Genomic DNA, 16,781 nt, shown 5'->3' on the forward strand with positions numbered 1-16,781 from the left:
AGTCCGCAGCATCCCAAACCGCGCGAGATTCTAACAGCTTGAAGGCGTTCGCGTTAGATGCGTGTCTTCAATGTATAGAGCATTTCCAGTGCCCGGCGTGGCGTCAGGTCATCCAGATCCAGTTTGGCCAGTTCATCGAGGACTGGGTGCGGCAGGCTGGCAAACATGTCGCTTTGCTGGGGAACCGAGGTTTTACCCGGCGCTGGAGGCGCCACTTCATGGGGCAAACTGGTGGTTTCCAGACGGCTCAAGTGCTCCCTGGCGCGGGTGATGACAGCGCTGGGAACCCCCGCCAGCTGGGCTACCGCCAGGCCATAGCTCTGGCTGGCAGGGCCGGGCAACACATGGTGCAGGAAGACGATACGCTCGTTGTGTTCAGTGGCATTGAGGTGCACGTTCGCCACCAGCGGCTCGCTTTCCGGCAGTACGGTCAGTTCAAAATAGTGGGTGGCGAACAGGGTGTAGGCCCGCAGGTGGGCGAGACGTTCTGCCGCAGCCCAGGCCAGGGACAGTCCGTCAAAAGTACTGGTGCCACGACCCACTTCGTCCATCAGCACCAGGCTGCGTTCAGTGGCGTTGTGCAGGATGTTCGCGGTTTCACTCATTTCCACCATGAAGGTCGAGCGACCTCCGGCCAGGTCGTCGCTGGAGCCGATCCGGGTAAAGATCCGATCCACCAGGGACAGCTCACAGCTCGCCGCCGGGACAAAACTGCCGATATGGGCCAGCAGTACGATCAACGCAGTCTGGCGCATATAGGTGGATTTACCGCCCATGTTCGGACCGGTGATCACCAGCATCCGGGTGTTGTCGTCCAGGTTCAGGTCGTTGGCCACAAAAGGCGTGGTCAGTACTTGCTCCACCACCGGGTGACGGCCCTGGGTGATGCGCATGCAAGGTTCGCTGACAAAACGCGGGCAATTGAGGTCCAGATTCAGCGCGCGCTCGGCCAGGTTGCTGAGCACGTCCAGCTCGGCCAGGGCGCCGGCAGTGTCCTGCAGCGGCGGCAGGTGGCTGATCAGGGTTTCCAGCAACGCGTCGTAGAGCATCTTTTCCCGGGCCAGGGCACGGCTCTTGGCCGATAGCGCCTTGTCTTCAAACTCCTTGAGTTCTGGAGTGATGAAGCGTTCGGCGCCCTTCAGGGTCTGACGACGAATGTAATCCGCCGGTGCCTGTTCGGCTTGCTTGCTTGGCAGCTCGATGAAGTAGCCATGAATACGGTTGTAGCCGACCTTGAGGTTGGCCAGACCGGTACGGGCTTTTTCCCGGGCTTCCAGGTCGATCAGGAACTGCCCGGCGTTCTCGCTCAAGGATTGCAGTTCGTCGAGCTCGGCGTCGTAGCCGGTCTTGAGCACGCCGCCGTCGCGGATCACCGCCGGCGGGTTGTCGATGATCGCCTTGGCCAGCAGCGCTGCCAGCTCCGGGTAGGTGCTGGTGGTGGCTGCCAGTTGCTTGAGGTGGTCCGCCTCCAGTTCAGTCATGGCTTCTTGCAGCTCCGGCAGCGCGGCCAGGGCATCACGCAAGCGAGCCAGGTCCCGCGGACGGGCATTGCGCAAGCCGATTCGCGCGAGAATCCGTTCGATATCGCCGATTTCCTTCAACTGCGGCTGCAGCCGTTCGAAACGGTAGCCATCCAGCAGGCAGGTGATCGAGGACTGACGCGCCTGCAAGACCTTGAGATCCCGCAGCGGGCGGTTCAGCCAGCGAGTCAGAAGGCGGCTGCCCATAGCGGTCTGGCAGCGATCGACCACCGATTGCAGGGTGTTGTCGCGTCCGCCGGCCAGGTTGGTGTCCAGCTCCAGGTTACGGCGACTGGCACCGTCCAGCACCACCGTGTCGTCCAGGCGTTCGTGCCGCAGGCTGCGCAAGTGGGGCAGGGCGGTGCGCTGGGTTTCCTTGGCGTAGCTCAACAGGCATCCGGCAGCGCCGATGGCCAAGGTCAGGGTCTCGCAACCAAAGCCCTTGAGGTCCTGGGTGGAGAATTGCTGGCAGAGGCTCTTGTGGGCCGAGTCGCGCTCAAAGTCCCAGGGAGCGCGACGTCGGACACCCCGGCGTTTTTCCGCCGGCAGGCCTTGTGGCCAGTCGTCGGGGATCAGCAGCTCCACTGGATTGATGCGTTCCAGCTCCGCCAGCAAATTCTCCCAGCCCTTGATTTCCAGGACGCTGAAATTGCCGCTGGTGATATCCAGCACCGCCAGGCCGAACAGGCGCTCATCGCCCAGCACGGCCGCGATCAGGTTGTCGCGGCGCTCGTCCAGCAAGGCTTCGTCACTGACAGTGCCCGGGGTGATGATGCGTACCACCTGACGTTCGACAGGGCCTTTGCTGGTGGCCGGGTCACCCACTTGCTCGCAGATGACCACCGACTCGCCGAGCTTGACCAGCTTGGCCAGGTAACCTTCGGCGGCGTGGTAGGGAATGCCACACATGGGAATCGCCTGCCCCGCCGACTGTCCGCGCGCCGTCAGGGTGATATCCAGCAGCTTGGCGGCCTTCTTCGCGTCTTCGTAGAAGATCTCGTAGAAGTCGCCCATGCGGTAGAACATCAACTGATCAGGGTGCTGGTTCTTGAGGCGCCAGTACTGCTGCATCATCGGCGTGTGGGAGGACAGATCGGAGGTATTTTTACTCATTGGTATTTAGGCGGATTCATTGAATGGGTGAAGCAAAGGAGCGCTGGGCTCGGCTTTTTGCAGATGGCGGCAAGGTTACCATGGGTGCCCTGGCCTCGCAGACACCAAGGCACTACTGTGTTTGTCCGGTAAATGCAGCACAAATATGCAAAACAGCATTTGTCATTGACTAAAAGTTCGAGCAATATGCGTTCTATGCAAATACGCAATGTTTCTACCGTCTTAAGAGAGCTGCTGGATCGCGACGGAATCTCCCCTACGGAGCTTCACCGTCGGACCGGTGTGCCTCAATCCACCCTCTCGCGGATTCTCAGCGGGAAGATCGTCGATCCTTCGGATAAACACATCTCGCGGATTGCCGAATACTTCCAGGTGAGCACCGACCAATTGCGCGGACGCGTGAATATCGCGCCAGCTCGGGCTGCTGCGCCCCGTGACGAGATTCATTCGGAACTCAAGGACATAAGCCTGTGGGACGACGATACCCCTGTCGATGACGACGAGGTGTCGGTTCCTTTTCTGCGTGAGGTTGAATTGGCTGCTGGATCAGGAAGATTCGTCATCGAGGAGAGCGAGCGCGCCAGCCTGCGGTTCGGCAAGCGCAGCCTGCGGCACAACGGCGTGCAGTTCGACCAGGCCAAGTGCGTCACGGTGCGGGGCAACAGTATGTTGCCGGTGCTGCGCGATGGCGCCACGGTCGGGGTCAATGCCGGTAAGTGCGCCATCGGCGATATCGTCGATGGCGACCTGTACGCGATCAACCACAATGGCCAACTGCGAGTGAAGCAGCTGTATCGCCTGCCCACCGGGATTCGCCTGCGCAGCTTCAACCGCGATGAGCATCCGGATGAGGACTACAGCTTCCAGGAGATCCAGGAGGAGCAGATCAGCATCCTCGGTCACGTCTTCTGGTGGGGCATGTACGCCCGCTAAGCCATCACCGTCAGACAAAGCCCGCCACTGAGCGGGCTTTTTTTCGTCCTCGAAAAATCCCCCGACCTGCATTTATGCGGGCTCCATGCGCTCGCGCAATTCTTGCGCATAAATAAATGCGGTAATGCATTGACTGCATATGCATGAATGCATATTATCCATCTCAAGCCGTTCAACAACGGCTGCAACGACGCTCTTTAGTGGCAAAGCAAAGGCAGCGATGAACCGGCCTCGACGGTTCAGAGGGTTGGCAACTGACCCGGGTGTGCAGCGTAAAGCACCAGAAGCAGTTATCCGGCGGACAGGGTCGCGGTCGGAGGAACAATTTGAATGGGTCCGTACCGCACCAGTAGTGCCGAAAGACCAAGGTTTGCATTACTGAAAAGCCCGGGCGACCGGGCTTTTTGGAATGCCTGCCTAACGTGGGCCACCAACAGACAGGGACCCCTTGAAACATCGTTATCAGCCTTCTATCAACTGGCCATCTCGCTGGCCTCAATCCGCACGGGAGACGTGAATGACAAACGAGCAACAAGCGTTGCTGGACATGCCGATCTGGCTGGTCATCGTCCTGGCGCTGGTCGGTGGCGTTTCCGGCGAAATGTGGCGCGCCGACAAGGAGGGCGCCCGTGGCTGGTCGCTGCTGCGGCGCCTGGCGCTGCGCTCCGGAGCCTGCGTGGTCTGCGGGGTCTCGGCGATCATGCTGCTGTATGCCGCCGGCGTCTCGATCTGGACCGCCTGCGCCTTTGGCTGTCTGACCGCCATGGCCGGCGCCGACGTCGCCATCGGCCTCTATGAGCGTTGGGCGGCCAAGCGCATCGGGATTTGCGAACCGCCTTCCCGGGATTCGCATTCGGATCAGCCTTGAACCCTGATCGGCTCCGGCTCTCAACAAGGTCCACCGGCCCAGCCCTCAATGGCCGGGCCGCTTCGACCTTATTCTGGAACTAGACAATGAACGAACTGACCCAGCTAAAAGACGCCATCACGTCCACGATCAAGCTGGCGATGCCCCATCTGCATACGGTTGAGGCATTCCCCAAGGCGCTTCAGGACGCCACTGAGCCGGCGCTCTACTTTGCCGTCACGGCGCTGGACCAGGCCGCCGACCCGGGTGACGGCCGCTGCTGCATGCGTGCCACCTTGGAGGCCCGGTTGCGGGTTGATCCCGAACTTGCCCAGGCGCCGTTGCAGGCGGCCATTCTGGCGGCTCAGTTAATCGAGCTGCTGCGTTGCCAGCAGTGGGATCTGGAGTTTGTCGAAGGCGCAACGGCGGTGTGGGCCAAGCCTGCCGGCACGGTTGCGGAATCGGCTTACCGGGCCGAGTGGATCGTGCAGTGGCAGCAGCTTATCTACCTTGGCCAAGAGCAATGGTCCTGGCCGAATCAACCACCTGGCACGCTGGTGTTGGGGTTCAGCCCCGATACCGGCCCCGGTCACGAGGGCGGCTACCAGTCGCCGGAGCACATGGCGTGAGTTACGTGTCTGCAACCCACGACCGCATGATTGCCGGCCTGATCCTGCCTTGCAGCGTGGTCGGCGTGGATCTGGCTGCCGGACTGGTGCGGGTTTCCGATGGCGCCGGCTGGACCAGCGCCTGGGTGCGCTGGCACAGCCAGGCCGCGGGCAAGGCCCGACACTGGCGAGCACCGAGCCTGGGTGAGCAGGGCGTGCTGATCAGCCCCAGCGGCGAGCCGGCCCAGGGCACTTTTGTCCCCGGTCTGTATGGCAATGCCGGTCCCCAGCCGGACAACCGTGATCACGTTGAGGTCTGGCGTTTCGAGGATGGTGGTTCGCTGATCTATGACTGGCAGGCCAAGAGTTACAGCATCAGCCTGCCCAGCGGCACGGTGACCATTCAGGTCGGCGGCAGCTCGGCGGTGGTGACTGACAGCGCCCTGACCGGCAAGGCCGACAGCATCACCCTGACGGGTGCAATCACCTTGAATGGCGATGTGCAAATCAACGGTGGGAGCTTGAAGCACAACGGGGTCAATGTCGGTTCGACCCATACCCACCCGGGTGTGATGCCGGGTCCCGGTTCAACTGCAACACCGCAGTGATCCTCGCGGGTCGTCGCCCTCACGACTCCTCTCTCACCGAACACCCCATCCACCCGCCCAGAGCGGTTTTTTGTACCCGGAGAAGCCTATGGCCACCCCTAAGAAAACTCCCGGTCGCCCTGCGGGCACCGGCACTGTGGTGTTTCGCGACACCTTGTACACCTCACGTCTGTTGATCCTGCCGGATGGTCGCCAGTTGCTGGTAGCCCAGGGGCAGTTGTCGGTAAAGGCCGGCGATCTTGCCGCCCTGGACTACCTGAACACCCACCCGGATCTGCAAGTGCAGGAGTGATGTGATGATCGGAATGGATCGCCGTACCGGCCTGTCGCTGTCCGGCATCGAACATGTGCGGCAGTCCATCGAAGACATCCTGACCACGCCGCTGGGCAGTCGGCGGATGCGCCCGGAGTACGGCAGCAACCTGCGCCGTTACGTCGACTTGCCGGTAACTGGCGGCTGGAAAAGTGCGGTGCAGGCCGAAGTGGCCCGAGCGCTGTTGCGCTGGGAGCCCCGGCTGAAGCTGGAGCGGGTCAGGGTGGTTGCGGTAGTGGGAGGTCAGATCAGCTTTCAACTGACCGGCCAGTACCTGGGCGATAGCGCGGTTTTGGAGGTGACGGCATGAGTACGTTGGACTTGTCGGCGCTGCCGGCGCCGCAGGTGCTTGAGGCCCTGGATTTTGAGGCCTTGTACCAAGGCAAGCTGGACACCTTTCGCCGGCACATGGGCGACAACTGGACGGCCAGTCTTGAAAGCGATCCAGTCAGCAAACTGCTGGAGCTGTCGGCTTATGGCGATATGCAGCTGCGGGCCCGGGTCAACGATGCGGCCAAGGCGCTGTTGCTGGCCCATGCCAAGGGCACCGACCTGGATCACCTGGCGGCCAACGTCAAACTGCAGCGCTTGGTGATCCAGCCCGCAGACCCGCAGGCGGTACCGCCGTTGGCAGAGGTCAAGGAGGCGGATGATGCGCTGCGCGAGCGGGTGCAGTTGGCCTACGAGGGCCTGACCACCGCCGGGCCGCGCAACAGCTACATTCTGCATGCCCGCAACGCTTCCGCGCTGGTAGCAGACGCCGAGGCCGAAAGCCCGTCGCCGGCGCGGGTGACGGTCACGGTGTTGAGCCTGGAAGGCAATGGCGCGGCCAGTCCTGACTTGCTGGCGACGGTTACCGCAGCCCTCAACGATGAAGACGTGCGACCGCTGGGGGACCGGGTCACGGTTCAGAGTGCCCAGGTCTTGCCGTATCGCATCGACGCGGTGCTGCACATGAAGGGCTCCGGCCCGGAAGGTGACGCTGCCCTGGCTGAAGCCGAGCGCAAGCTGGCCACCTGGGTCAACCCACGCCGGCGCCTGGGCATCGAGGTGGCCCGTTCGGCCATTGATGCGCAATTGCATGTGGCCGGCGTGGCTCGGGTCGATCTGGCGGGTTGGCAAGACCTCACCCCGACCAAGGCTCAAGCGGCGTATTGCACCGGTTACAGCGTCACGCTGGGGAGCTGAGATGACCCGCCTACTGCCGATCAATAGCACGCCGCTGGAGCGCGCCCTCGAGGCGGCCAGCACAGGCGATACCGCCATCATGCTGCGCACCCTGTACAACCCGTCGACCTGCCCGGTGCATCTGTTACCGCAGTTGGCCTGGGCCTGGTCGGTGGATCGCTGGGACCCGCGCTGGTCCGAGACGGTCAAGCGCAACGCCATTCGTGCCTCGTACTTCATCCACGCTCGCAAAGGCACCATCGGTGCACTGCGCCGGGTGGTGGAACCGCTGGGCTACCTGATCGAAGTGGTCGAATGGTGGCAGACGGTCCCTGAAGGCGAACCGGCCACCTTTGCCCTGAAAGTCGGCGTTCTGGACACCGGTATCACTGAGGAAATGTACCAGGAGCTGACCCGGCTGATCGACGACGCCAGGCCTGTCAGCCGGCACATGACTGGCCTGGCCATCAGCCTGGAAAGCTCCGGAGTGATTGGTCTTGGCGCCTATGAATATCAGGGCGAAGACATCGACGTTTACCCCCCGACACCCCGCGATATCGAAGTGACCGGCCGTTATGGCCAGGTCATGTGTATTGATGAAACAGACACCCTGGATGTGTACTCATGATTGATTCCAACAGTCAGTTCTTTGCCATTCTCACGGCGGTGGGCGAGGCGAAACAGGCCAACGCCACGGCCCTGGGCACGCCCTGGACCTTCAAGGAAATGGCGGTCGGCGATGCCAACAGCACCGACCCCATCCCGAACAAGGCGCAGACCAAGCTGATCAACGAATGGCGCCGCGCCCCGGTCAACCAGGTGCGCACCGACCCGGCCAACCCCAACATCATCATCACCGAACAAGTGATCCCGCCTGATGTTGGCGGGCGCTGGATTCGTGAGATCGGCCTGTTCGATGCCGACGGCGATCTGGTGGCGCTGGCCAACTGCGCACCGAGCTTCAAGCCCCTGCTGGTTCAGGGCACCGGCAAGACTCAAGTCATCCGCATGAATTTCATCGTGACCAGCACCGCGCAGATTGTGCTGAAGATCGATCCGGCGGTGGTGCTGGCCACTCGTGAGTATGTCGACAATGCAGTCGTGCGTTCGCTACCCAAAGACAAGAAACCCGGCGAGTTCACGAGGCTCAAGGTTAACAACCAAGGGATTGTGGTGTCAGGCGACAATCCGTCAACGCTGGCCGGAATGGGTATCAAGGATACCTACACCAAGGCAGAGATCGAATCGATGTTGGCTCAAGCCTCGTCGCTGCCGGTGGGATCAATGGTGGCGTTTCCCCAGACCAGCGTGCCGTCAGGTTTTCTGGAGATCGATGGCAGCGTGCAACGGATTGCCGTCTATCCAGATCTTGCCGCGTACCTCGGCACGGCATTCAACAAGGGCGATGAAGGCGCGGGCAATTTCCGCCTGCCAGAGTCACGAGGAGAATTTTTACGTGGCTGGGACCATGGGCGTGGGGTCGATGCGGGACGAGCCCTTGGGAGCAACCAAGGGCAATCAACCGAAGGCCACTACCATGTCACGGGCGTCAACGACACAGCCTCCAGCACGATAGTCCAGGCCGCCAGGGGCGCAGACTTTTGGCCGTTTGGGGTATCAGCCATTGGTGTTCCTAGCTGCAACACGGTCACTAGTGCGGTTTTCACTCCCTCCGGTGAAGATTCGTGGCTGAACACAGGCCCTAACGTTTCCTCTGGGAGTGGCGATACTCGCCCCCGCAACCTTGCGGTGATGTGGTGCATCAAGGCGTGGAGCGCGCCTGTCAATCAGGGAAATATCGACGTTGCGGTTTTGGCCCCGCTTGCAGCTCATGCGACTGAGAACAATCAGGGGACCGCGAAAGTCGGAACCCAGACTCAGGTGAATGCTGGTACTGATGATTCAGTGATGGTAACGCCGAAGAAGCTACGGTGGGGCTTCTCTATCTCGTTCGCGCAAAATGGTGGAGTCTTTTTGCCATTCTGGCTAGGCGGGTTGGTTATTCAGTGGGGGGTGATCATTACCACCGGCGGCAGAACAGGCCCGTTTGGTAACTTCGCTTTTCCCTTCGCTTTCCCGACAAGTGTGCTTTCAATCATAGGCTCGTCAGCAGCGAACAACGCCAATAGTGGGCTTGATCTCGCAGCAAGCGGTATTCCAATTGTTGCATTTGACTCTGTGTCTACCACTGGCGCGCGCTGGCGAACCGATAGCAACAACGGCACAAATATGGCGAACGGAATCCCTGTTCGCTGGCTGGCCTTCGGCTACTGATAAGGGGTGATATGGACAGGCTATATAGCAAGACGACTCAAACGACTTATGTCCCTGGTTTACACGTATCAATTCCAGAAGACGCGGTAGAAATCTCTGATGCTCTGTATTTGGCAGTTATTGGCAATCCGGCTCCCGGCAAGGTCCGTGCGCACGATGAACGGGGCCTGCCTTATCTTGTAGATGCGCCATTTGTTGAGCGTGATCTTTCTGTAGAAGAACGGATATGGCGCGATGCAGAGCTGGCATCTGTCATGTGGCTGCGCGAGCGGCATCGGGATCAATTGGAAATTGAAGCCCCTACGACGCTGACAGGTGAGCAGTTCAAGGAGCTGCTTGTGTACATGCAATCGCTACGCAACTGGCCCCAATCCCTGGACTTTCCACAAACCGAACTCCGCCCAGCACCTCCATCCTGGATCGCCGAACAAACCCCATAAACGCCCCGCACCGCCGGGGCGTTTTCCTTTCCGCTCCCCATTAATCAAACATCCCTTACAGCCCCCTTCACCCGGGGCTTTTTCATGTCTGGAGTTTATCCATGAGTGGTTTTTTCCACGGCGTTACCGTGACTAACGTCGACACCGGCACGCGGACGATTTCGCTGCCGTCGTCTTCGATCATTGGCCTGGTGGACACCTTCACCGAAGGCCCGACCGCCGCTGCCAAGGTCAATGACCTGCTGCTGATCACCAACGAGCGCGAGGCCATTGCCGCCTGGGGGCCGGATGCGGCCATCACCAAGGCCTGCCAGGCCATCTACCAGCGGGCCAAGGCGGTGATCGTCGCTTGTGGCGTGGCCAAGATGACCGACGCGGCCGAGCAGACTTCGGCGATCATCGGCGGGGTGCTGGCCGACGGTAAGCGCACCGGCCTGCAGGCGCTGCTGGACGGCAAGAGCCGTTTCAACGCCCAGCCACGTTTGCTGGTCACCCCCAAGCACAGCGCGACCCAGGCGGTCGGTACTGCCCTGGTGGCCCTGGCTGACAAGCTGCGTGGCCTGGCCATTCTCGATGGCCCCAACACCACCGACGAAGCGGCCATGGCCTATGCCAAGAATTTCGGCGCCAAGCGCGCCTATATGGTCGACCCGGGTGTTCAGCACTGGGACAACGGCGCCAATGCCACCGTCGATGCGCCGGCCTCGGCCTGGGTCGCCGGTCTGTTCGCCTGGACCGACAACGAGTACGGCTTCTGGGCCTCGCCGTCGAACAAGGAGTTCGTCGGCATCACCGGCACCAAGCGGCCGATCGAGTTCCTCGACGGCGATGAAACCTGCCGCGCCAACCTGCTGAACAACGCCAATATCACCACCGTCATTCGTGACGCGGGCTTCCGCCTGTGGGGCAACCGCACGCTGTCCAGCGATCCGAAGTGGGCCTTCGTCACCCGGGTGCGGACCATGGACATCGTCATGGACGCCATTCTCTTCGGCCACAAATGGGCAGTGGACCGCTCGATCACCGCGACTTACGTCAAGGACGTCACCGAGGGCCTGCAGGCGTTCATGCGTGATCTGAAGAACCAGGGCGCGATCATCAATTTCGAGGTCTACGCCGACACCGAACTCAACACTGCCAGCCAGCTGGAGCAGGGCAAGGTGTACTGGAACATCCGCTTTACCGACGTACCTCCCGCCGAAAACCCCCACTTCCGGGTCGAGGTCACCAACCAGTGGTTGACCGAAGTCCTCGACCAAGCCGCTTAAGGAGCCGCAGCAATGGCAATGATTCCCGAAACCCTGGCGAACATGAACCTGTTCGTCGATGGCATCAGCTTTCAAGGCGACGTGCCGAGCCTGACCCTGCCCAAGTTGACCCTCAAGACCGAGGAGCATCGAGTCGGCGGCATGGATGTGCCGGTGGAACTGGACATGGGCATGGAGAAACAGGAAGCCGGCTTCACCACCACCGGCGTGCGCCGTGAGTCGCTGAAGCTCTTCGGCCTGGCCGATAGCAGCGGTTTCAACGGTGTGTTCCGTGGGGCGTTCAAAGGGCTCAAGGGCAAGGTCACTCCGGTGATCGTCACCCTGCGCGGCATGCTCAAGGAGGTCGACATGGGCGACTGGAAATCCGGCGACAAGGCCGAGATCAAGCACAACGTGGCCCTGACTTACTACAAGCTCGAAGTCGACGGTCGACTGATCTACGAGATTGATGCCCTGGGCATGAAGCGCGTGATCAACGGCGTCGACCAGCTCGCCGCCCAACGTTCGGCCCTGGGCCTGTAAGGAAGACACCCCATGTCTCAAGCAATCGACAAGACCCCGAGCTGGATGACCCTGAGCAGCGACAGCGTGATGGTGGCGCTGAGCAAACCGGTGGAGATGAACGGCGTGGTCTGCGACAAGCTCACCCTGCGTGCGCCGACGGTGCGTGATGTGCGCGCCGCCAGTGCCGCCGGCGTTGGTGACGATGAACAGCGCGAGCTGATGCTGTTTGCCAGCCTCGCGCAAATCAGCACCAAGGACCTGGAGAGCATGGCGCTCAAGGACTATCAGCGCCTGCAGGCCGGCTATTTTCGCCTGGTGCAAGACGACGAGCTTTGATCCTGCGGTGATGAAAATGGCGGCAAAGCGGCTCGCCAGCGAGCTGCATTTTTCCGCCGAGGAAATCATGACCATGGGCTTTTCCGACATGGTCTGGTGGCTCACGGATTGAGCCCGTCACCCAAGGAGCAGGAGAAACAGATGGCGAGCAAGCGGGTATCGGGGGCGGTGGTGATTGGTACAGCCCTCAGTTCGACGTGGGACGCCGCCTTCAAGACGGTGGAAGGCCGGATCAAGCAGCTGGAGCAGCAGGGCAGTAAGGCCAGGGTGCTGGAAAAGACCATCGGCCAGACCCTGCGCCTGCAGAAGGAATGGAAAAAGGCCCATGACACGGGCGATTCCTCGGCAGCCGGGCTGTTGCGTCGGTTGGAGAAGAGCCGGGAGGGGCTGCGCCAGCAAGGTGTTCAGGTGCACAAGCTGCGTCAGGAATATGAGGCGCTGGGTAATGTGGCCCGGGGCTCTGCTCTGCAGGCCCGGGGGCACCAGCAGATCGGCCAGGGCAAAGCCGACTTCAAGGCGGCTTATGGCTTGGCCAAGGACGGGATCGGCAAGCTGGCCATCCCGGTCAAGATCAGTGCCGATTATCAGGCACTGATCCGTGATATCGCGATCAAGGCCGGTGTGGCCAACCAGCCTCAGGAAGCGCAACTGAGCCGCACGGTCATTCAGACCTCGCGTGACACGGGAATGGCCCGCAACGAGGTGGCCGCTCTGGTGAGCCAGATGACTGCCAGCGGCATGTCACTGGCCAAGGCGCAAGGCTACGCAGGGCTGGCCGCCAAGTTCGCGGTGGGGCAGGGCGCGAGTGTCGATGACACGGCGAAACTGATGCGGGCCCTGGAGTTGAAAGCCGGAATCAGCGACCCCAGGGTCATGGAACAGGCCCTGGAAGCCATCGCCCTGCAGGGGCAGGCGGGCAACTTCGAGGCGGCCGACATGGCGCGCCTGCTCCCGGCACTGCTCAAGAGCGCGAGCCGGGAAGGACTCACCGGTATGGATGCGGTGAGTCAGTTGGGGTCGATGCTGCAAGTGCAGATGAACACCGCTGGCAGTGCTGATGAGGCCGCGGGCCAATTGCAGAACTGGATAGACAAAATCGGTTCCAGTGAGGCGGTCAAGGCTTATGAAGACGCCGGCATTGATTACCAGGCTTCGCTGAATACCGGTATCCAGAAGGGCATGTCGAGCCTGGAGGCGAGCTTTGCCCTGGCCATGCGTTACGTCAGGGCCATCGACCCGGCCAAGGCGGCGAAGATGGCCGAGGCTCAGGCGCAGATCAGCAAGGAAACCGACCCGGCGAAGGCCAAGGCCATGCTCGAGGCTTTGGAAGAGTCCCTGCGTACCGGTGATCTGTTCACCGATATGCAGATCAAGGCGGCCTTGTTGGCCCAGACCCAGGGCCGTCAGCAGTACGAGCAAGTGAAGAAGGATTCGTTGAGCGCTTCGGGGGTTCTCGCCAAGAACCTGGCCGAGCGTCGACAAGCCTCCGCGCAATTGTGGAAGGAGAGCGAGCAGGCGGTCGACGATGGCATGCGTGCGGTGGGAGAGGCCCTGCGCCCGGCCACGGATCTGGTGGCCCAAAGCATCACGGTGGTGGTCGGCAAGCTGACCGAACTGGCGGAGAAGGCCCCGTCATTGGTGCTGGGGGTGACCGCCCTGGGCGCCGCTTATGTCGCGGTGAAAAAGCTGATGGCCGTCTACACCATGGGCAAGGGCCTGCTGAATGTCTTGCGGGGTGGGTTGCAGATCGATCCCAAGGTGGCGAAGCGAGTGCCTGGCCGCAACGCCGGGGGCATCGACTGTTTTGAGCCCTTGGTTGACTGCGGCTTGGACAAAAAACGCCGCCAGGGCCGTGGCGGGCGCAGATCGCCCAGGGGTGAGCCTCGTTCCAGAAGCTCAGGTGGCAAAAGGTTCAAGAGCCCTCTGACGCCCAGTGGTCTGGAGAGACTGGCCAGAGGAGCGGCCGCGCCAGGCATGTCCAGCGCTGCGATGAAAGGTGCCGGCTCCTTGGCCAAGGGTTTTGCACCATTGCTCAAGGGCGGCGCGGTTCTCTCGGTGCTCGGTGCCGGTTTCCAGGTTGCGGACACCTATCTGAATGCCAAGACCCAGGATGAAAAAGCCGAAGGCTATGGCGAGGCGGCAGGCAATCTTGCAGGCGCCGCTGCCGGAGCAGCAGCAGGGGCCGCCATTGGTTCCGTGGTGCCGGTCATCGGTACTGTTATTGGTGGGCTGGTGGGCGGTGCACTGGGCGCCTGGGGCGGTTCGGCCGCTGGTGGAGCCTTGGGTAAAAAGATGTTCGGCTCCGACGACTCGCTCAAGCAAATGCCTGCAGCCGGTCCGCTGATGATGCGCAACGCCGGGCAGAACATCCCGCCGGTCATGGGCGATATCGCCAAATCCTTCCAGCCGGGGCAGACACCTCCGCTGATGGGGCAGGCCGTGCGTTCGATGGCCAGCCCGTCGCCGTCGGCATCGACCTCTTCGCTGCTCAAACCGGCGGAGCCGTTTACATCGGCGGCGCCACCTTCGATCGAACAACAGTTCAGCTTCGCGCCTTACCTGTCGATCTCGGTCCAGGGCGATGTCAGAGATCCCGCGCAACTGGCCCGGGAGCTGGAACCCTATCTGCGCTTTCAGTTCGACGAATACAGCCGTCAGGCGGCCGGTCGTCAGTTGTTCGACGCGGCACACGTTTAAGGAGGTGGCATGGCCTATATGGAACAGCTGCAATCGGGGCTCACGTCCCTGGTGGCGGCAGCAGAGGCGGGGCGGCGCAGCGCCGATGAGATGCTGGGCCCCATGAATGGCGCTATCAGCGATATCACCGGCGCTGCTTCTGAGCTGGAGAACCTGCCCAGGGTCGGCCCGGTGCTGGGCGCCAAGCTGCAACGCACGATGCGCAGCATCGGCGCGGCGCAGTCGGCGGTGGGTGAAGTCGCGGCCAAGTACAGCCAGGCCGTGACCGTGGCGGGGCAGATGCAGCAGCGTCTTGGCGCCTTGCAGGAACAGGTGGCCAAGGCCGGCGCGGCGATCAACCGCATCGGCGGGCAAATCAGCCCAGCCCTGGGCAACATCTTCCCTTCCGGTGCGCTGGCGCCTCAGGACACCCCGGCGGCGGAGGCGGTAAAACCCTTCCCGCACCTGTTGATCCTGCAGCCCCTGGGGGCCGGTGCCGAGCCTTTCTACTTCAACCTCGACACTGCGGCCTTCGATGAGCTGCGCCGCCAGACCGGCTTTCGCTGGGCGGCCCAGGAGCGCTTGAGCCGCGGCATCGCGCAGCAGGCGGTGGGGCAGGGCGACGACAAGATCTCCCTCAAAGGCACGATCTACCCCGGGTTCAAGGGCGGGCTGGGCCAGTTGCAGACGTTGCGCAGCATTGGTCGGCGCTTGCAGCCCCTGAGCCTGACCACGGGCTACGGCGAAGTGCTGGGCACCTGGTGCCTCATCAGCATCGACGAGGACCAGAGCCACCTGCTGGCAGGCGGCATTCCCCGCAAACAAGGCTTTTCACTGGAGTTTGTGAGCTATGGCAACGACCTGCAGAACCTCTGACGGTGATCTGCTCGATACCCTGTGTCATCAGTATTACGGACACCTCAATGGCAGCGTCGAGGCGGTGCTGGACGCCAACCAGGGCCTGGCCGATGAGCCACAACCCTTTCGGGCCGGGGTACTGATCCTGTTGCCGGATCTGCCGATTCGGGCCGAGGCGATGGTTCAGCTATGGGACTGACCTTGCATCCAATCAACAGACCCCGTCGTGTACGGGGTCTTCATTTTCTGGAGCACGGAGCATGACCCCAGTCTTTCGCATCCTGGCCGATGGCCGGGATATTACGGCGCAGATCAACGACCGGCTGCTGACGCTGCGCACCTCGGACAAACCGGGAATGGAGTCGGATGAGTTTGAACTGCGTATTGATGACCGCGACTCGGCGGTTGCGCTGCCCAGTCGTGGCGCCAGCATTGAAATCTTCCTCGGCTACGCCGGCCAGACACTGACCCGGCTGGGGCGCTACACGGTGGATGAAGTGGTGGTGAGCGGGCCGCCGGATTCGATCGAGATCCGCGGCAAGGCCAGCGACATGCGCGGCAGCGGCAAGACCACCCGCAGCGGTAGTTGGGAGAACGTGGCGCTGGCGCAGATTGTCCGCGACCTGGCGGCCCGCAACGGCTGGGCGCCCGTCTGCCCAGTCACCACCAAGGTGCTGCGGATCGATCAGCTCAATGAGTCCGACTTCAACTTCATCACCCGCCTGGCCCGGCAGTACGACTGCACCGCCAAGGTGGCCGAAGGCAAGTTGCTGGTGCTGCCCCGCCAGGCCGGGTTGAGTGCCAGCGGCAAGGCTCTGGGCGTGGTCACGCTCAGCCGCAGCGACGTCAGCCGCTATCAGTTCCGCCTGAGTGACAGCAGCACCCACAAGGCGGTGCAGACCCGGCATCAGGACAAGAAGAGTGGCACGCTCAGGGTGATCGACCTGGGCAACAGCGACTCACCGGACAGCGTGCCGGCAGTACACACCGATCGGCACCTGTACCCGAACAAGTCCGCCGCCGAGCAGGCGGCCAGTGCCCGTTTGGCCGCTTTCAATCGCAGCAATGCCAACGTCCGCCTGGAGATGCCGGGGCGCACCGACCTGTTCGCCGAGCGCCTGATCAATGCCCAGGGCTTCAAGCCCGGCCTGGATGGCCACTACCTGGTGGACTCGGTGGAGCAGATGTTCAACCCGTCCGGGTGGAGCACCACGGTCGAATGTAACGGCGGCAAGCAAGGCAAAGCCAAGGCCAAGGGCAAGAAAAACAGCGCCAAAAAACCACTCAGAGTGGTGCAGCTTTAACCCTTCAACGGC

Annotated in this window: 18 protein-coding genes; 17 read left to right on the forward strand and 1 reads right to left on the reverse strand. The window is 62.0% G+C overall.

Features of this window, described 5'->3' with window-relative positions; all coding sequences use genetic code 11:
- Positions 1–53: 53 nt before the first annotated feature.
- Positions 54–2,633: a DNA mismatch repair protein MutS gene (gene mutS, locus P7C00_RS06595; RefSeq protein WP_346635910.1), complete on the reverse strand. Its 2,580-nt coding sequence runs from the start codon at positions 2,631–2,633 to the stop codon at positions 54–56.
- A gap of 186 nt (positions 2,634–2,819) precedes the next feature.
- Here mutS and P7C00_RS06600 point away from each other — a divergent pair, with 186 nt between their 5' ends.
- From P7C00_RS06600 to P7C00_RS06680, 17 genes are all read left to right on the forward strand, one after another.
- Positions 2,820–3,566 carry an XRE family transcriptional regulator gene (locus P7C00_RS06600; protein ID WP_123727674.1) on the forward strand — a complete coding sequence of 249 codons (747 nt, stop codon included), beginning with the start codon at positions 2,820–2,822 and terminating at the stop codon, positions 3,564–3,566.
- Between the two features lie 517 nt (positions 3,567–4,083).
- On the forward strand, positions 4,084–4,434 hold the full coding sequence (locus tag P7C00_RS06605) for a phage holin family protein (protein ID WP_123727675.1): 351 nt from the start codon (positions 4,084–4,086) through the stop codon (positions 4,432–4,434).
- Between the two features lie 86 nt (positions 4,435–4,520).
- Entirely contained in the window at positions 4,521–5,042 is a 522-nt protein-coding gene (locus P7C00_RS06610) for a hypothetical protein (protein WP_346635909.1), read from the forward strand.
- Positions 5,039–5,629, forward strand: a complete 591-nt coding sequence (locus P7C00_RS06615) for a phage baseplate assembly protein V (protein WP_404938347.1) — start codon at positions 5,039–5,041, stop codon at positions 5,627–5,629. The genes P7C00_RS06610 and P7C00_RS06615 overlap by 4 nt, the downstream gene beginning before the upstream one ends.
- Before the next feature lie 88 nt (positions 5,630–5,717).
- The gene (locus P7C00_RS06620) at positions 5,718–5,921 is read left to right on the forward strand and encodes a hypothetical protein (protein WP_123727678.1); all 204 of its coding nucleotides are present in this window, start codon (positions 5,718–5,720) and stop codon (positions 5,919–5,921) included.
- Between the two features lie 4 nt (positions 5,922–5,925).
- Positions 5,926–6,252: a GPW/gp25 family protein gene (locus tag P7C00_RS06625; protein WP_102861399.1), complete on the forward strand. Its 327-nt coding sequence runs from the start codon at positions 5,926–5,928 to the stop codon at positions 6,250–6,252.
- Positions 6,249–7,130: a baseplate J/gp47 family protein gene (locus P7C00_RS06630; protein WP_404938349.1), complete on the forward strand. Its 882-nt coding sequence runs from the start codon at positions 6,249–6,251 to the stop codon at positions 7,128–7,130. The genes P7C00_RS06625 and P7C00_RS06630 overlap by 4 nt, the downstream gene beginning before the upstream one ends.
- A gap of 1 nt (position 7,131) precedes the next feature.
- Positions 7,132–7,737 carry a phage tail protein I gene (locus P7C00_RS06635; protein WP_404938351.1) on the forward strand — a complete coding sequence of 202 codons (606 nt, stop codon included), beginning with the start codon at positions 7,132–7,134 and terminating at the stop codon, positions 7,735–7,737.
- A complete protein-coding gene (locus P7C00_RS06640) occupies positions 7,734–9,383 on the forward strand; it encodes a phage tail protein (RefSeq protein WP_404938353.1) in 1,650 nt (549 codons plus the stop codon). The genes P7C00_RS06635 and P7C00_RS06640 overlap by 4 nt, the downstream gene beginning before the upstream one ends.
- 11 nt (positions 9,384–9,394) lie before the next feature.
- Positions 9,395–9,823: a phage tail protein gene (locus P7C00_RS06645; RefSeq protein WP_404938355.1), complete on the forward strand. Its 429-nt coding sequence runs from the start codon at positions 9,395–9,397 to the stop codon at positions 9,821–9,823.
- A 101-nt stretch (positions 9,824–9,924) separates the two neighbouring features.
- Entirely contained in the window at positions 9,925–11,091 is a 1,167-nt protein-coding gene (locus tag P7C00_RS06650; protein ID WP_404938357.1) for a phage tail sheath subtilisin-like domain-containing protein, read from the forward strand.
- A 12-nt stretch (positions 11,092–11,103) separates the two neighbouring features.
- Complete coding sequence (locus P7C00_RS06655; protein ID WP_123727684.1) at positions 11,104–11,613, forward strand: phage major tail tube protein; 510 nt, start codon at positions 11,104–11,106, stop codon at positions 11,611–11,613.
- Between the two features lie 12 nt (positions 11,614–11,625).
- Entirely contained in the window at positions 11,626–11,931 is a 306-nt protein-coding gene (locus tag P7C00_RS06660) for a phage tail assembly protein (protein WP_404938359.1), read from the forward strand.
- A 141-nt stretch (positions 11,932–12,072) separates the two neighbouring features.
- Positions 12,073–14,628: a phage tail tape measure protein gene (locus P7C00_RS06665; RefSeq protein ID WP_404938361.1), complete on the forward strand. Its 2,556-nt coding sequence runs from the start codon at positions 12,073–12,075 to the stop codon at positions 14,626–14,628.
- A gap of 9 nt (positions 14,629–14,637) precedes the next feature.
- Entirely contained in the window at positions 14,638–15,483 is an 846-nt protein-coding gene (locus tag P7C00_RS06670) for a phage tail protein (RefSeq protein WP_404938363.1), read from the forward strand.
- Positions 15,458–15,664, forward strand: a complete 207-nt coding sequence (locus tag P7C00_RS06675; RefSeq protein WP_123473858.1) for a tail protein X — start codon at positions 15,458–15,460, stop codon at positions 15,662–15,664. The genes P7C00_RS06670 and P7C00_RS06675 overlap by 26 nt, the downstream gene beginning before the upstream one ends.
- 61 nt (positions 15,665–15,725) lie before the next feature.
- Entirely contained in the window at positions 15,726–16,769 is a 1,044-nt protein-coding gene (locus tag P7C00_RS06680; RefSeq protein WP_404938365.1) for a phage late control D family protein, read from the forward strand.
- The last annotated feature ends 12 nt before the right edge of the window (positions 16,770–16,781 follow it).

The sequence above is a fragment of the Pseudomonas sp. JDS08PS003 genome (assembly GCF_045013505.1).
GTDB classification, from domain to species: Bacteria; Pseudomonadota; Gammaproteobacteria; order Pseudomonadales; family Pseudomonadaceae; genus Aquipseudomonas; species Aquipseudomonas protegens_B.

What these genes read in the sequence shown, in the direction of transcription:
- P7C00_RS06680 (WP_404938365.1), top strand. Translation starts at nt 15,726, where the DNA reads ATGACCCCAGTCTTTCGCATCCTGGCCGATGGCCGGGATATTACGGCG.
- P7C00_RS06655 (WP_123727684.1), top strand. Translation starts at nt 11,104, where the DNA reads ATGGCAATGATTCCCGAAACCCTGGCGAACATGAACCTGTTCGTCGAT.
- P7C00_RS06640 (WP_404938353.1), top strand. Translation starts at nt 7,734, where the DNA reads ATGATTGATTCCAACAGTCAGTTCTTTGCCATTCTCACGGCGGTGGGC.
- P7C00_RS06645 (WP_404938355.1), top strand. Translation starts at nt 9,395, where the DNA reads ATGGACAGGCTATATAGCAAGACGACTCAAACGACTTATGTCCCTGGT.
- P7C00_RS06625 (WP_102861399.1), top strand. Translation starts at nt 5,926, where the DNA reads ATGATCGGAATGGATCGCCGTACCGGCCTGTCGCTGTCCGGCATCGAA.
- P7C00_RS06675 (WP_123473858.1), top strand. Translation starts at nt 15,458, where the DNA reads ATGGCAACGACCTGCAGAACCTCTGACGGTGATCTGCTCGATACCCTG.
- P7C00_RS06670 (WP_404938363.1), top strand. Translation starts at nt 14,638, where the DNA reads ATGGCCTATATGGAACAGCTGCAATCGGGGCTCACGTCCCTGGTGGCG.
- P7C00_RS06600 (WP_123727674.1), top strand. Translation starts at nt 2,820, where the DNA reads ATGCGTTCTATGCAAATACGCAATGTTTCTACCGTCTTAAGAGAGCTG.
- P7C00_RS06660 (WP_404938359.1), top strand. Translation starts at nt 11,626, where the DNA reads ATGTCTCAAGCAATCGACAAGACCCCGAGCTGGATGACCCTGAGCAGC.
- P7C00_RS06610 (WP_346635909.1), top strand. Translation starts at nt 4,521, where the DNA reads ATGAACGAACTGACCCAGCTAAAAGACGCCATCACGTCCACGATCAAG.
- P7C00_RS06650 (WP_404938357.1), top strand. Translation starts at nt 9,925, where the DNA reads ATGAGTGGTTTTTTCCACGGCGTTACCGTGACTAACGTCGACACCGGC.
- P7C00_RS06665 (WP_404938361.1), top strand. Translation starts at nt 12,073, where the DNA reads ATGGCGAGCAAGCGGGTATCGGGGGCGGTGGTGATTGGTACAGCCCTC.
- P7C00_RS06630 (WP_404938349.1), top strand. Translation starts at nt 6,249, where the DNA reads ATGAGTACGTTGGACTTGTCGGCGCTGCCGGCGCCGCAGGTGCTTGAG.
- P7C00_RS06635 (WP_404938351.1), top strand. Translation starts at nt 7,132, where the DNA reads ATGACCCGCCTACTGCCGATCAATAGCACGCCGCTGGAGCGCGCCCTC.
- P7C00_RS06605 (WP_123727675.1), top strand. Translation starts at nt 4,084, where the DNA reads ATGACAAACGAGCAACAAGCGTTGCTGGACATGCCGATCTGGCTGGTC.
- P7C00_RS06620 (WP_123727678.1), top strand. Translation starts at nt 5,718, where the DNA reads ATGGCCACCCCTAAGAAAACTCCCGGTCGCCCTGCGGGCACCGGCACT.
- mutS (WP_346635910.1), bottom strand. Translation starts at nt 2,633, where the DNA reads ATGAGTAAAAATACCTCCGATCTGTCCTCCCACACGCCGATGATGCAG.